We start from the raw sequence: 13,514 nt of genomic DNA, 5'->3' as shown, positions 1-13,514 counted from the left end.
GTCCGGCGGCTGATACCGCCGGACATTTCTGTACGAGGATCGGGAGTCCATGATCGCATTCATTCGTTTTGCCGACGCCCTGTCGGCAGCTTTCGGCAAGGCTTTCGCCTGGCTGATCATTCTCATGACGTTCGGGACGAGCTACGAGGTCTTCGTGCGATACGTCCTCGGATCGCCTACCGCCTGGGCCCTCGACGTCTCCTTCATCATGTACGGCACGCTCTTCATGATGGGCGGCGCCTATACGCTGTCGCGCAGCGGCCATGTCCGCGGCGACTTCCTCTACCGGATGTGGAAGCCCCGCACCCAGGCCATGGTCGACCTGGTGCTCTACGTCTTCTTCTTCTTTCCCGGCGTCACGGCGCTGATCCTGGCCGGCTGGAAATACGCCGCGCGCTCCTGGCGTTACGGCGAGGTCAGCGTCAACAGCCCGGCCGGCATTCCGATCTACCAGTTCAAGACCGTCATCGTCGCCGCCGGCATCCTCCTCTTCATCCAGGGCATTGCCGAGATGATGCGCTGCATCCAGTGCATCCGCGGTGGTGAATGGATCCGGCCCGAGGAAGACGTCCAGGAAACCGAGGACACGATCCTCAACAAGGCGACCGCGGCCGAGAGAGATGCCCATCCATGAGTGACCCGCAACTCGCCCTGTTGATGCTGGGGCTGTTTATCTTCCTCGTCTTCCTCGGCTTCCCCATCGCTTTCACCCTCATGGCGATGGGTATCGGCTTCGGCTACTACGCCTATTTCGACCCCAATCGCATGTGGCGCAGCTACAACCGGCTCGACGAACTGGCCTCCAGCTGGGACAGCTTCAGCCTCTGGATAGACGGGTTCTTCAGCAACACGGTCTTCGACCTGTTCATCAACCAGACCTATACGGTGATGGCGAACGAGGTGCTGACGGCCGTCCCGCTGTTCCTGTTCATGGGCTACATCGTCGAACGCGCCAACATCGTCGACCGCCTGTTCTCGACCCTCAACATCGCGTCGAAGAACATGCCCGGCTCGATGGGCGTCGCGGCGTTGATCACCTGCGCCCTCTTCGCCACCGCCACCGGCATCGTCGGCGCCGTCGTCACGCTGATGGGCCTGCTCGCCCTGCCGGCGATGCTGAATGCGCGCTACGACAAGTCCTTCGCCTCGGGCATCATCTGCGCCGGCGGCACGCTCGGCATCCTGATCCCGCCCTCGATCATGCTGATCGTCTATGCGGCGGCCTCCGGCGTCTCCATCGTGCGGCTGTATGCCGGCGCGCTGCTGCCGGGGCTGATCCTCGTCGGCCTCTACCTGGCGTACATCGTCGGCCGTTCCATCCTGCAGCCGAGCGCCGCCCCGCGCCCGACCAGGGACGAGGTGCCGGACGTGCCGTTCATGCGGCTGACCTTCATGATCCTGACGTCGTTCCTGCCGCTGGCCTTCCTGATCCTCGCCGTCCTCGGCTCGATCCTGTTCGGCCTCGCCACCCCGACCGAGGCGGCGGCCATCGGTGCCCTCGGCGGCATCCTGCTGGCCATCGGCTACCGGGCCCTCACCTTCCAGCGGCTGCGCGAATCCGTCTATCTGACGGTCCGCACCACGGCGATGGTCTGCTGGCTCTTCGTCGGCTCCTACATCTTCTCCTCGGTGTTCTCCTATCTCGGCGGCGAGCAGGTGATCTCCGAGTTCGTCCGCGGCCTCGACCTGACGCCGCTGCAGTTCCTGCTGCTCGCCCAGCTGATCATCTTCCTGCTCGGCTGGCCGCTGGAATGGTCGGAGATCATCATCATCTTCGTGCCGATCTTCCTGCCGCTGCTGGAAATGTTCGGCATCGACCCGCTGTTCTTCGGCATCCTCGTCGCCTTGAACCTGCAGACCTCGTTCCTGACGCCGCCCATGGCCATGTCGGCCTATTACCTGAAGGGCATCGCGCCACCGGACGTGAAGCTCACCGACATCTTCAAGGGGGTCCTGCCCTTCCTGCTGATGGTGTTCCTGGCCATGGCGGTCGTCTATGTCATCCCGCAGTCGGTCTACTACCTCCCGGAAGTCTTCTATGGCCGCTAGGAGTTCGCTGACCGACCTGCCGCCGCTCGTCCTGCGCGAGCGGCTGGCAGGGGGAGCCGCACGCTCGGCGGAGGTCGCCGACGCCGCCGCCGCCCGCGTCGAGAGCGATCCGGCGGCGGCCGCCGCCTTCGCCTGGTTCGACGCCGATTTCGCCCGCCGTCAGGGCGTCCATCTCGACACCCAGCGGGGCCGCCTGCGCTCCATCGGCGCGCTGCACGGCCTGCCGGTCGCCGTCGACGACATGATCGACGCGGCGCGCATGCCGGCCATCGCCGGCTTCGCCCCCTTTGCCGGTCGCGTACCCGAAGCCGATTCCGCCATCGTCGAGCGGCTGCGCTCGGCCGGCGCGCTGATCGCCGGCAAGACGGCGGTGCGCGAACTCGGCATCGGGCCCGCCATCACTTCGACGGACACCGATGCGCCGGCCACCGCCATCGACGGCTGCGTCACGGCGGTCGCCCGCGGCGCCGCGTCGCTCGGCGTCGGCATGTCCGGCGACGGCGCGCTGATCCGCTCCGCCTCGGCCAGCGGCGTCACCGCCTACACGCCGACCTTCGGCGCGATCCCGCGCCGCGGCGTCCGCGACGTGGCCCCCAGCCTCGACGTCCCGGGCGTCTGCGCCCGCAGCATCTCGGGCGTCGCGCTTCTGGCCGAATGCCTGTTCGGCAACGATCTGGCCGATCCCTCGACCGAGGCGACGCCGCATCCGCAGCTCCTCGCCCAGGCCGGCATGACGCCGCCCGTCGTGCCGACGCTGGCGATCGTGCGCACACCCTGGTGGGACCGCGCCGATCCGCTCACGCAGGAAGGCATCGGCGAGGTCGCGGCCGAACTCGGCGAGCGCTGTTTCGACGCCGATCTGCCGGAGATCTTCGCCGACGGGCTGATCCATGCCGAACGGGTCCGGCTGGCCGAAGCCGCCAAGAACCTCTTCGGCACGCGCCAGCGCTATCCCGGCGCCGTCTCGGCCGAGCTGACGGCCCTGCTGGAGCAGGGCGACGCCATCCTCGCCCGCGACTACCTCGCCGCCCTCGACTGGCGCGCCGTGCTCTATGCGGGGCTGGAGGCGGTGCTGTCGCGCTGCGACGCCATCCTCACTCCCGCCGCCATCGGGCCCGCCCGCCCCGGCGTGGCGCCGGAAGGCGAGAACGTGTTCAATGCCCTGTGGACCTTCCTCGGGGTGCCCTGCGTGACGCTGCCGCTGCTGGAGACCCCCGATGGCCAGCCCATCGGCGTCCAGCTCGTCGGCCGGCGCGGCGAGGACGGCCGGCTTCTGCGCACCGCGCACTGGCTGGAAACGCAACTGACCAACGGGAGCGCCTGACATGACTCTGGAACGCAAGCTGTCGCTGGTGGCCTACGCCATCCTCTGCGCCTTCCTGCTGATTCTCATCACCCACGTGCCGACGCCCGATCTCGGCCTGGTACTCCTGGCGACCGTGCTGCTGGCCGGCTACGATTTGTTCTTCCACGATCCGACGCCCAGGCCCTGACGCGCGCCGCGCGCGCCAGCGGCCGGCGATCGCGCGGCCCAGCCGGCCCGGTGCTTGCCTAGCCCCAGACAGCAAAAAGCCCGGCACGATGGCCGGGCTTTTTTCATGTCGACGCCGTGTCGGCGTCTTACATGCCGAGGCCTTCGTACCGCTTCTTGAAGCGCGACACGCGACCACCACGGTCCAGCAGCTGCTGGTTGCCGCCAGTCCAGGCCGGATGGCTGGTCGGATCGATGTCGAGATTCATCTTGTCGCCGTCAGAACCCCAGGTCGACCGGGTCTGATACTCGGTGCCATTGGTCATCACGACGGTGATCGTGTGGTAGTCCGGGTGGATTTTGTCTTTCATCGCCTTCGATCCTTGGGTCTGGCCGGATCCCCGCCAAACCGACACAGCTGCGGACAGGGCCGCCTGCAGGTCTCGATGTCGCGGAGTTGGAAAGCGCGATCGCTTTCAAATTCGAGGACGAGCCTATACATGAGGGCACCTGTCGGCACAAGAGCCGGCGGCCATCCCCGTCGCGGTGTGCGCGGCGGGTTCATGAACTGCGAGAATGACTGGAGGCGGGCTTGCGCCAGATGACAGCCGGCGAGCGCGAAGCCGAACGCAAGCGCCGCGACCTGAAGCCCCTTGCCCGCCTGATTCCCTATCTGAAGCGCTACAAGGCCAAGGTCGTCGGCGCGATCTTCTTCCTGTCGCTGGCGGCCCTCACCACGCTTTCCCTGCCGCTCGCCGTGCGCCGGGTGATCGACAAGGGCTTCGACGCCCCCAGCACCGCCTTCATCGACACCTATTTCGCCATGCTGGTGGTCCTGGCCGCCGTCCTCGCGGTCGCCAGTGCCGGCCGCTACTATTTCGTCATCACGCTGGGCGAACGCGTCGTGGCGGATCTGCGCAAGGATGTCTTCGCACGGGTCACGCGCCTGTCGCCGGGCTTCTACGACAAGGCGCTGACCGGCGAGATCGTCTCGCGCCTGACCGCCGACACCACCCAGATCAAGTCCGTCGTCGGCGCCACCGCGTCGCTGGCCCTGCGCAACGCCATCCTGTTCATCGGCGCCGTCGCCATGATGGTCATCACCAGCCCCGGCCTGTCGCTGATCGTCATCGCCGCGATTCCCGTCATCATCGTGCCGCTGGTCGCCTTCGGCCGCTCCGTGCGGCGGCGCTCGCGCTATGCCCAAGACACGCTGGCCGACGCCACTGCCTATGCCACCGAGGCGATCGGCGCTGTGCGCACCGTCCAGGCCTTCACCAGCGAGACCGCCACCGGCAACCGCTTCGCTGCCGCCGTCGACCGCGCCTTCCAGGCGGCCCGCGCCTCGGTCAGCGCCCGCGCCTTCCTCACCGCCTTCGCCATCTTCCTGATCTTCTCCTCGATCATCGCCGTCCTGTGGATCGGCGCCCAGCAGGTCACCGAGGGCACGATGAGCGGCGGCACGCTCGGCCAGTTCCTGCTTTACGCCGTCTTCGCCGCGGGCGCTGTGGGCCAGCTCTCGGAGGTCTGGGGCGAGATCGCCCAGGCCGCCGGCGCCGCCGAGCGGCTGTCCGAGCTCCTGGCCGAGGAACCGGCCATCCGCTCGCCCACAGATCCCGTCGCCCTGCCGCGGCCGGCGCGCGGCGAGGTCGTCTTCGACAGGGTCAGCTTCGCCTATCCGACGCGGCCCGACGTCTCGACGGTCCACGATCTGTCCTTCACCGTGAAGCATGGCGAAACCGTCGCCATCGTCGGCCCGTCCGGCGCCGGCAAGTCGACCATCTTCTCGCTGATCGAGCGCTTCTACGACCCCGATGCCGGCCGCGTCCTGATCGACGGTGTCGACGTGCGCACGGCCGATCTGGAGCAACTGCGCAGCCGCATCGCGCTGGTGCCGCAGGACGTGACCATCTTCGCCGCGACCGCCGCCGAGAACATCGGCTTCGGCGATCCGGACGCGTCGCGCCCGCAGGTGGTCTCGGCGGCCCGCTCGGCGCTGGCCGAAGGCTTCATCGAGGCCATGCAGGACGGCTACGACACGGTCATCGGCGAGCGCGGCATCACCCTGTCGGGCGGCCAGCGCCAGCGTGTGGCGATCGCCCGGGCGATCCTGCGCGACGCGCCGATCCTGCTCCTCGACGAGGCGACCTCTGCCCTCGACGCCGAAAGCGAGATCCTAGTCCAGCGGGCGCTGGAAAAGCTGATGGAGGGCCGCACGACGCTGGTCATCGCCCATCGCCTCGCCACGGTGCTGAAGGCCGACCGCATCCTCGTCCTCGATGGCGGCCAGATCGTCGAGGAAGGCACCCACGCCTCGCTGATCGCCAAAGGCGGCATCTATGCCCGCCTCGCCCGCCTGCAGTTCGAGGCCGGCCGCACCGACGCGATGCTCGGCGCCGCCGAATAGCGGCGCGAACGCGGCGTCCCGCAGCGCGCCGCGCGATCCGTCGTGCCTTTGCCCCGGACCGGCGGACCTTGCGCCCGCCAGGGCTGGCGTCCCGGCTAATCCACCTCGGGCATGGTCGCCGTCACCTCGATCGCCGCATACCAGGCGGCCAGATCGGCGATGTCGTCGTCTTCCAGCCCCTGCGCGATGATCGACATCTGCTGGTGCTGGCGGGCGCCGGAGCGGAACGCCTTGAGCTGCTCGACGAGGTAGAAGGCGCTGTCACCGGCGATGTTCGGCGCGTCGGGCGCCGTCGCCACGCCGTCGAGGCCGTGGCAGGTGGCGCACATGGCGGCCTTCTCCTTGCCGGCCGCCAGATCGGCAGCCATGGCAGCGGGGGTAGCGAGAACGAGCAGCGCTGCGGCAAGGCCGCGCGGCAAAAACGTGGTCATGAGGGTTATCCGTCTGGAGGAAGGCAGGCCGCCCCGGTGTCCCGGCGCGGCCCTGTCGGCGTCAAGGACGCCTATTTGGTGTAGGCGATCCGGTAGATCGCGCCCGCCAGATCATCGGAGACCAGCAGCGAGCCGTCCTTCAACGTGGCCACGTCCACCGGACGGCCGATATACTCGCCGCTGTCCGACAGCCAGCCCTCGGCGAACACCTCCGTGTCCTTGGCCGTGCCGTCCTCGTTGAGTGAGGTGAACATCACCCGCGCGCCGACCGGATCGGTGCGGTTCCAGGAGCCGTGCTGGGCCGAGAAGATGCCGCCGCGATATTTCCGCGGGAAGCTGTCGCCCTCGTAGAAGGTCATGCCCAGATCGGCCGCATGGGCGTCCATCTCGACCTGCGGCGCCACCACATCGGCGGGCACCTCGGCGTTCTTGTACTCGTTGGTGCGCACGTTGCCGCCGCCATACCAGGGGAAGCCGAAATTCTGCCCGGCCGCGGTCGCCCGGTTCAATTCGCCCGGCGGGATGTCGTCACCCATGCCGTCGACCTGGTTGTCGGTGAACCACAGGTCGCCGTTCTCCGGATTGAAGTCCATGCCGACCGAATTGCGCACGCCGGTGGCAAAGACCTCGCGGCCGCTGCCGTCGCGCTCCATGCGCACGATGCCGCCGATGCCCTCGCGCTTGTAGAGGTCGCTCTTCTCCTCGGGCGGCACGTTGTAGGGCTGGCCGAGCGAGATGTAGAGCTTGTTGTCCGGCCCGATCCGGCAGACGCGGGCGGTGTGGTTGAAGGATTCCTCGGCGGTGGGAACCAGCTTGCCCTTGTCGACCACCACGCCGACGGCCACGTCCGGGCTCTCGTAGAAGAATTCGGCGGCCGGCAGCACCAGCACCCGGTTCTGCTCGGCGATGAACAGGAAGCCGTCGTCGGAGAAGCAGACGCCGTTGGGAATGGAAAAGTCGATCGACGGCGCGAACTGCTTCACCTCGTCGGCGACCCGGTTGCGGTCGCGGTCGGTGATCGCCCAGACGGTCTGCTTGCGGGTGCCCACGAAGGTGGCGACGCCCTGCGGCCCGACGGCGATGTGGCGGGCGTCAGGGACCACCGCGAAGAGCGAGATCTCGAAGCCGTCCGGCAGCTTGATGGCGTCGAGGTTCTTGCGCAGCTGGTCGGCATATTCGCCGGTCTGGTCGATGGTCTGGAAGTCCATCGAGGTGCCGGTCGACTGCATGCCCTGCAGCTTCTTCATGTTGTCGTCGGACTGCGCCGCCGCCGGCGATACCGCCATGAGTGCGAACACGGCGACCGTACTCATCAGGATCCTGTGCATGTTTCCTCCCCTGCCGCGCTTGGCGCGATCGTTGTGGAGGGGGTGCCCGTCCCCTCGGGCAGGATGCTGGCATGGTGTTCGCGACAACGTCAATCATGCAGCGCCCACCGGCACCGGCAGCGCACCGCATGGTCGCTCGAGCTTCGGCGGTGCGCGCGGGCGCGCCGGCTCAGCGTTCGGTCAGCTTGAACTCGATGCGGCGGTTGCGGGCGCGGGCCTCCGGCGTGTTGTCCGGGTCGATCGGCTGGTATTCGCCGAAGCCCGTCGCCGCCAGCCGCTCGGGCGGCACGCCCTGACTGATCAGATACTTGACCACCGCACCGGCGCGCTCGGTCGACAGCTCCCAATTGTCCTCGAACCGGCCACCGGAAATCGGCACGTTGTCGGTGTGCCCGTCGACCCGGATGATCCAGTTGATGTCCGAGGGGATCTCGCGATTGAGCGCGACGATCGCCTCGGCGAGCTTGGCCATCTCGTCGGTGCCGGCCTCCTGCAGGACGTCCGAGCCCGAGGGAAACAGCACTTCCGACTGGAACACGAAGCGGTCGCCGACGATGCGGATGTTCTCGCGATCCGACAGGATCTCGCGCAGCCGGCCGAAGAAGTCCGAGCGGTAGCGCGACAGCTCCTGCACCCTTTGGGCCAGCGCGACGTTCAGGCGCCGGCCGAGATCGGCGATCTTGGTCTGGCTTTCCGCGTCGCGGCTCTCGGACACCTCCAGCGCCCGCTCCAGGGCGCCGATCTGCTGGCGCAGGGCCGCAAGCTGCTGGTTGAGCAGCTCCACCTGCGAGCGGGCCCGCTGCGACAGCTCCTGCTCCTCGCTGAGCGCCGTCTGCAGGCCCTCGACCCGGGCCGAGGCGGCGGCGGCCGAGCCCGAGCCCGATTCCAGCGCTTCCTGCAGGCGCGAGCGCTCTTCCTCGACGCCGGCGAGCGACGCCCGCAGATTGGCGATCTGGTCCTCGTTGTCCTGGGTGGTCGAGCGCTCCAGCGCCAGGAGCTGGGTCAGTTCGTTGATCTGGCTGTTCAGCCGGTCGAGCACCTCGTCCTTGCCGGTGATCTCGCGGCTCAAGAGGAACTGCGCCAGCACGAACACCGACAGCAGGAACATGATCGCCAGGAGCAGCGTCGACAGCGCATCGACGAAGCCCGGCCAGTAATCGACCGACCGATCGCTCCTGCGGTTGCGCGACAGCGCCATGGCTAGGGTCCCTTGCGCTTGTCGTCGAGGCTGCCGGCGAGCCGGTCCAGCACCTGCCGCAACTCGCGCTGCTCACCGGCCTGGGTCTCCACGAAGTCGCGCAGCATCTGCTGCTCGCTGCGCATGTGGGTGACGAGGCCCTGGATGCTCTCGGCCAGATTGGCCATGGCGGCGCTGGTGCGCGGCGTGGTGGTCTGGTCCTTGGCGATCTTGTCGATCTGCTCGGACAATTGCCGCAGCTGCTCCGAACCGCCGGCGGCGACGTGCGCCCCCTCGCCTGTCGGCGGCAGCACCATGTCGGAGCCGACATCGGTCACCGAGGACAGCCAGTTTTCCAGCTCGGTATAGAACCGGTTCTGCGCCCGCCCGACCTGCAGGTCGAGAAAGCCGAGCACCAGCGACCCGGACAGGCCGAACAGCGACGAGGAAAACGCCGTGCCCATGCCCGACAGCGGCGCGGCGAGACCCGCCTTCAACGCGTCCAGAACGCTGGCGGTGTCGCCGGCGGCCGGATCGAGGCCCTGGATGGTCGCGCCGATCGAGCCGATGGTGCGCAACAGGCCCCAGAATGTGCCGAGCAGGCCGAGAAACACCAGCAGCCCGATCAGGTAGCGGGCGATGTCGCGGGTCTCGTCGAGGCGCGTGGCGATCGAATCGAGGATCGAGCGCATCGAATGGGTCGACAGCGAGATCGAACGCCGGCGCCCGATCAGGCCGCGCATCGGCGCCAGGAGCACCGGGTCCTTCAGCCGGTCGAAATCCGAGGAGCCCTCGCGGAAGGCGTTGACCCAGCGGACCTCGCGCGACAGCCGCAGCACCTGCAGGAAGGCCAGGAGGATGCCGACGGCCAGAACGCCGATGATCAGGCCGTTCAGCCCGGGATTGGTGGCGAAGGCGGTGGAGATCTGCCGGCCGAGGATTGCCGCCACGAAGGAGGCCAGCGCCAGGAACACCAGCATCGACCACAGGAAGACCATGGGGCTCGACAGCCGGTTCGGATCGAAATCATCCGGCCGCCCGGTGTTGTCCGTAGACGATCTGAAGACCTGCATCGCGTTCCAATCAACTCCGCCGGTTCGGGTCCACGGCACGGACCCCGCTGCCCGCGTTCGCTCGAACCATAAGGCAAGGTAAGGAATAATGCGGCTCTTTTAAACGCCCGTTACGTCGCCCCGCCAGTCGTCCCCTGCCGTCTGCCCCGGCCGACGATGCGGCCGCGGTCGTCTCAGCCGTTCTGGGCGGCCGCCGTGCGCTTGCGCTCGGCCAGGGCGATCTGGTCGCTCAGCGCCTTGCGCATGAATTCGTTGCCGCAGACCACGTCGCCGATCTCGTGGTCGAACTTGGCGCCGTTCATGCCGCTGATGAAGCCGCCCGCCTCGCGCACTAGGATCGCGCCGGCCGCCACGTCCCAGGGCTTCAGCTTGCGCTCCCAGAAGCCGTCGAGCCGGCCTGCCGCCACATAGGCCATGTCCAGCGAGGCCGCGCCCATGCGGCGTACGCCCGAGGTCTCGCCCATGATCTGGCGCAGCTCGTACAGATAGCCGGCATGGTCGCCATGGCCGAGGAACGGTGTGCCGGTGCCGAACAGCGCTTCGGGCAGCGACTTGCGGGCCGCGACCCGCAGGCGCCGGTCGTTGACGAAGGCGCCGCCGCCCTTCTCCGCCGTGTAGAGCTCGTCCATCGCCGGGTTGAACACCACGCCAGCGACGATCTGGCCGTCACGCTCCAGGCCGATCGAGATGGCGAACTGCGGAATGCCGTGCAGGAAGTTGGTTGTGCCGTCCAGCGGATCGACGATCCAGCGATGCTGCGGGTCGCTGCCCTCGACGACGCCGCGCTCCTCCATCAGGAAGCCCCAGTCCGGGCGCGCCCGCGACAGTTCCTGATGGACGATCTCCTCGGCCCGGCGGTCGGCATTGGACACGAAATCCGCCGGTCCCTTCATCGAGACCTGCAGGTTCTGCACCTCGCCGAAGTCGCGGATCAGGGAACGGCCGGCCTTCATGGCGGCCTGCGTCATCACATGGAGAAGCGCGGATCGGGCCATCGTCTGCTTTCGTCGAATAAGAGAGGGCCGCCCGGATGGCGGCCGCCGTCAGGAAATCTCGGGCTCAGCCTCAGTCGGCGCGGCGCAGATAGGTGATCTCGTTGGTGTCGACGAGAATGCGCTCGCCGGTCTCGATGAACGGCGGCACCATCACGCGCATGCCGTTCTCCATCACCGCCGGCTTGTAGGACGAGGCCGCCGTCTGGCCCTTGACCACCGGGTCGGCCTCGACGATCGCCAGCACCACCTGGTCGGGCAGCTTGATGCCGATCGGCTTGTCCTCGTGGCTTTCCACCGTGACCATCATGCCGTCCTGCAGGAAGGCCGCGCGCTCGCCGACGAAGTCCTTCTGGAGCTCCAGCTGCTCGTAGGTCTCGGTGTCCATGAACACCAGCATCTCGCCCTCGGCATAGAGGAACTGGTAGTCCTTCTGCTCCAGGCGGACGCGCTCGACGGTCTCGGAGGCGCGGAAGCGCTCGTTCAGCTTGGTGCCGTCGATCAGGTTCTTCAGCTCGACCTGGGCAAAGGCGCCGCCCTTGCCGGGCTTCACATGGGCGGTCTTCACCGCCGCCCACAGGCCGCCATTGTGCTCGATGACGTTGCCGGGGCGAATTTCGTTTCCGTTGATCTTCATCGATGCTCTCGAAGGGTTCTCGCGTCGGCGACGATCCGGTCGCACGGCAGCGGCAGCGTTATTGATCGGCAGGCTCGCTCGCCGGAAGGGGGCGGCCGGCCGGTGCCGGGCTCCATGCCTTCGTCTGACGATCTCTGCTGGTCGGGGCTCAAGACCATAATTTACCCCGCCATTCAAGCCTCGTGGCGGGTTTCGGCTGTGCCGCTCAGCGCGAACGGAACCGGTTGGCTGCCTCCAGCGCCGACTTCTGGGTCTGCGGATCGAGCCCGCGGAAGAAGTCGTCGAGGGTCGGGTCGGAGTTTTCCACCCGCTTGGCCAGCACCGCCCATTTCGCTGCCTGCAGCCGGTCCGGCGCGGTTCCCACCCCATCCTTGTAGAGATGCGCCACCCGGTTGATGGCGATGGGATTGCCCCGGTCGGCCGCCCGCTTGAGGAAGCGGAAGCCGTCCTCGAGCTGCGGCGGGCCGCCCTTGCCGTTGATCAGCCAGATGCCGAATTCCACCTGCGCCGCGCCGAGGCCGTTGATTGCCGCCGCGCGCAGCCATTTGCGCGCCACGGCGCTGTCGGCCTGCACGCCGCGGCCATATTCGTAAAGCTGCGACATGGCATATTGCGCGTCGGCGACGCCGGCATTGGCGGCCTTCTGGAAATAGCCGAAGGCCTCCTCGAAGCCGCCCGAGGGCGAGGCCTGGACGATCATCTGGGCGTAATTGTACTGGGCCAGCGGCAGGCCCTGCTCGGCGGCCGCCGCCATCAGGTCGCGCGCCTTGGCGATGTCCGAGGCGACCACCGTCCCGTCGAGCAGCATCAGCGCGAAGCGGAACTGTCCCTCGGCGCTGCCGGCCTTGGCCGCCGCCTCGTACCAGTGCGCCGCCTTCTCCATATCCTGCGGCACGCCGAGCGCCCGCGAATAGATCTCGCCGAGCAGCGTCTGCGCCGCCGGATCGCCGAGATTGGCGATCGGCTCGGCCAGCTTCAGCGCCGTCAGGTAGAAGCCGCGCTGATAGGCGCCGTAGGCCAGATCGCTGGGGGACGGCTGCTGGCCTTCGGCCGGCGGCGCCTTGGGCGCCACCTCTGCGGGCACCGGCAGCGCCTCGCCCTGCGCGCCCTCGGTCAGCGTGCCCTGGTCCAGAATCGCCGGATCGGGCGCAGCGGCGCTCTGGGCCCAGGCCGGCCCGGCGCCGATGATCAGCGCCGCAAGCCCCGCTAAAAGGACAAGCCGCCCGCCGGCCGCTCGTTCGGGCGCTCTCATGCGGCCGCGCTTTCGAACCAGGCGTCGATCAGGGCATTGGCGCGCGCCACCATCTCGCCCGCCGCGTCCGGCTGCGCGAAGACGGCAGCCGACAGGGCGATGAACTCGGCCCGCGTCGCCGCCGCCTCCACCACGCTCTCGATGTCCGAACCGGCCAGGACGATGCAGGGCAGTTCGACGATCTCCGCCCACCATTCGCCCATGGCGATGCTCTTGGGATGCGGGTTCGGGTCGACGTCGCCGCCGAACCGGCCGAACAGCAGGTAGTCGGGCCGCAACTCGCCGGCTTCCAGCGCGTCGTGGCGGGTCTCGAAGCCCGAGGCGCCGACGATCAGCTTCGGCGCAAAGCGCTCCATGGCCTCGCCGAGCTCCCCCGGATCGCCCGACGTCAGGTGAATGCCGTCGGCCTGGACGCGGCCGGCGCACTGGGTGTCGTCGGCGACGATCGCCGCGGCGCCGGCGGCCTGGATGATCGGCACCAGTTTCTCGGCAAGGTTCTGGAAGGAGACGGCGTCGCGGCCGGCCGGGTCGAGAATGACCGAGGCTACGTCGCCGCCGGCAAGCGCGGCCTGCATGGCCGTCACGGCGTCCGCGTCGCCGAGCGGCGTGGTCAGGAGTACGAGCCGGGGACGGATGTATTCGGTGTCCATCGAAAATGTTGACCTTGCATGTCGGGCGCCGATCGTCGTGTCGGCCG

General features: G+C 68.2%; 14 protein-coding genes. 5 read left to right on the top strand and 9 right to left on the bottom strand.

Going from position 1 to position 13,514, the window contains the following annotated elements:
* Positions 1-49: 49 nt before the first annotated feature.
* The 4 genes from SI859A1_RS04715 to SI859A1_RS21825 are packed head-to-tail and all read left to right on the top strand — an operon-like array spanning position 50 to position 3,542.
* Positions 50-634 (top strand): TRAP transporter small permease subunit, encoded by a 585-nt coding sequence (locus SI859A1_RS04715; protein ID WP_009208701.1) that lies wholly within the window; start codon positions 50-52, stop codon positions 632-634.
* A complete protein-coding gene (locus SI859A1_RS04710) occupies positions 631-2,049 on the top strand; it encodes a TRAP transporter large permease (protein ID WP_009208700.1) in 1,419 nt (472 codons plus the stop codon). The genes SI859A1_RS04715 and SI859A1_RS04710 overlap by 4 nt, the downstream gene beginning before the upstream one ends.
* The gene (locus SI859A1_RS04705) at positions 2,039-3,373 is read left to right on the top strand and encodes an amidase (RefSeq protein WP_009208699.1); all 1,335 of its coding nucleotides are present in this window, start codon (positions 2,039-2,041) and stop codon (positions 3,371-3,373) included. The genes SI859A1_RS04710 and SI859A1_RS04705 overlap by 11 nt, the downstream gene beginning before the upstream one ends.
* Position 3,374: 1 nt before the next feature.
* Positions 3,375-3,542 carry a hypothetical protein gene (locus SI859A1_RS21825; protein WP_085931385.1) on the top strand — a complete coding sequence of 56 codons (168 nt, stop codon included), beginning with the start codon at positions 3,375-3,377 and terminating at the stop codon, positions 3,540-3,542.
* Positions 3,543-3,669: 127 nt separating this feature from the next.
* On the opposite strand, the gene rpmE is transcribed toward SI859A1_RS21825, so the two are convergent.
* Positions 3,670-3,891: a 50S ribosomal protein L31 gene (rpmE, locus tag SI859A1_RS04700; protein ID WP_024348891.1), complete on the bottom strand. Its 222-nt coding sequence runs from the start codon at positions 3,889-3,891 to the stop codon at positions 3,670-3,672.
* Between the two features lie 230 nt (positions 3,892-4,121).
* Between rpmE and SI859A1_RS04695 the strand changes: the two genes are divergently transcribed.
* Entirely contained in the window at positions 4,122-5,927 is a 1,806-nt protein-coding gene (locus tag SI859A1_RS04695; RefSeq protein ID WP_040325273.1) for an ABC transporter transmembrane domain-containing protein, read from the top strand.
* 95 nt (positions 5,928-6,022) lie between these two features.
* On the opposite strand, the gene SI859A1_RS04690 is transcribed toward SI859A1_RS04695, so the two are convergent.
* The 8 genes from SI859A1_RS04690 to SI859A1_RS04655 form a co-directional block, all read right to left on the bottom strand.
* Complete coding sequence (locus SI859A1_RS04690; protein ID WP_040325272.1) at positions 6,023-6,358, bottom strand: c-type cytochrome; 336 nt, start codon at positions 6,356-6,358, stop codon at positions 6,023-6,025.
* Positions 6,359-6,429: 71 nt separating this feature from the next.
* Positions 6,430-7,644 carry a PQQ-dependent sugar dehydrogenase gene (locus SI859A1_RS04685; RefSeq protein WP_420804762.1) on the bottom strand — a complete coding sequence of 405 codons (1,215 nt, stop codon included), beginning with the start codon at positions 7,642-7,644 and terminating at the stop codon, positions 6,430-6,432.
* A gap of 211 nt (positions 7,645-7,855) precedes the next feature.
* Positions 7,856-8,884 carry a peptidoglycan -binding protein gene (locus tag SI859A1_RS04680; RefSeq protein WP_009208696.1) on the bottom strand — a complete coding sequence of 343 codons (1,029 nt, stop codon included), beginning with the start codon at positions 8,882-8,884 and terminating at the stop codon, positions 7,856-7,858.
* A 2-nt stretch (positions 8,885-8,886) separates the two neighbouring features.
* Positions 8,887-9,936, bottom strand: a complete 1,050-nt coding sequence (locus SI859A1_RS04675) for a MotA/TolQ/ExbB proton channel family protein (protein WP_040325270.1) — start codon at positions 9,934-9,936, stop codon at positions 8,887-8,889.
* 173 nt (positions 9,937-10,109) lie between these two features.
* Positions 10,110-10,931 (bottom strand): inositol monophosphatase family protein, encoded by an 822-nt coding sequence (locus SI859A1_RS04670; RefSeq protein ID WP_009208694.1) that lies wholly within the window; start codon positions 10,929-10,931, stop codon positions 10,110-10,112.
* 70 nt (positions 10,932-11,001) lie between these two features.
* Positions 11,002-11,565, bottom strand: coding sequence for an elongation factor P (gene efp / locus SI859A1_RS04665; protein WP_009208693.1), 564 nt, complete (start codon positions 11,563-11,565; stop codon positions 11,002-11,004).
* 205 nt (positions 11,566-11,770) lie between these two features.
* Positions 11,771-12,817, bottom strand: a complete 1,047-nt coding sequence (locus tag SI859A1_RS04660) for a tetratricopeptide repeat protein (protein WP_009208692.1) — start codon at positions 12,815-12,817, stop codon at positions 11,771-11,773.
* On the bottom strand, positions 12,814-13,467 hold the full coding sequence (locus SI859A1_RS04655; protein ID WP_009208691.1) for a thiamine phosphate synthase: 654 nt from the start codon (positions 13,465-13,467) through the stop codon (positions 12,814-12,816). Before SI859A1_RS04655 ends, SI859A1_RS04660 begins: the two co-directional genes overlap by 4 nt.
* Positions 13,468-13,514 lie beyond the last annotated feature (47 nt).

This window comes from Aurantimonas manganoxydans SI85-9A1 (genome assembly GCF_000153465.1).
Classification (GTDB): domain Bacteria; phylum Pseudomonadota; class Alphaproteobacteria; order Rhizobiales; family Rhizobiaceae; genus Aurantimonas; species Aurantimonas manganoxydans.
Note: the sequence above shows the minus strand (reverse complement) of the source record. Positions and strands in the feature narration are given on the sequence as shown.

Coding starts and splice junctions, on each gene's coding strand:
- SI859A1_RS04715 (WP_009208701.1), top strand. CDS start 50: ATGATCGCATTCATTCGTTTTGCCGACGCCCTGTCGGCAGCTTTCGGC.
- SI859A1_RS04710 (WP_009208700.1), top strand. CDS start 631: ATGAGTGACCCGCAACTCGCCCTGTTGATGCTGGGGCTGTTTATCTTC.
- SI859A1_RS04705 (WP_009208699.1), top strand. CDS start 2,039: ATGGCCGCTAGGAGTTCGCTGACCGACCTGCCGCCGCTCGTCCTGCGC.
- SI859A1_RS21825 (WP_085931385.1), top strand. CDS start 3,375: ATGACTCTGGAACGCAAGCTGTCGCTGGTGGCCTACGCCATCCTCTGC.
- rpmE (WP_024348891.1), bottom strand. CDS start 3,891: ATGAAAGACAAAATCCACCCGGACTACCACACGATCACCGTCGTGATG.
- SI859A1_RS04695 (WP_040325273.1), top strand. CDS start 4,122: ATGACAGCCGGCGAGCGCGAAGCCGAACGCAAGCGCCGCGACCTGAAG.
- SI859A1_RS04690 (WP_040325272.1), bottom strand. CDS start 6,358: ATGACCACGTTTTTGCCGCGCGGCCTTGCCGCAGCGCTGCTCGTTCTC.
- SI859A1_RS04685 (WP_420804762.1), bottom strand. CDS start 7,644: ATGGCGGTATCGCCGGCGGCGGCGCAGTCCGACGACAACATGAAGAAG.
- SI859A1_RS04680 (WP_009208696.1), bottom strand. CDS start 8,884: ATGGCGCTGTCGCGCAACCGCAGGAGCGATCGGTCGGTCGATTACTGG.
- SI859A1_RS04675 (WP_040325270.1), bottom strand. CDS start 9,936: ATGCAGGTCTTCAGATCGTCTACGGACAACACCGGGCGGCCGGATGAT.
- SI859A1_RS04670 (WP_009208694.1), bottom strand. CDS start 10,931: ATGGCCCGATCCGCGCTTCTCCATGTGATGACGCAGGCCGCCATGAAG.
- efp (WP_009208693.1), bottom strand. CDS start 11,565: ATGAAGATCAACGGAAACGAAATTCGCCCCGGCAACGTCATCGAGCAC.
- SI859A1_RS04660 (WP_009208692.1), bottom strand. CDS start 12,817: ATGAGAGCGCCCGAACGAGCGGCCGGCGGGCGGCTTGTCCTTTTAGCG.
- SI859A1_RS04655 (WP_009208691.1), bottom strand. CDS start 13,467: ATGGACACCGAATACATCCGTCCCCGGCTCGTACTCCTGACCACGCCG.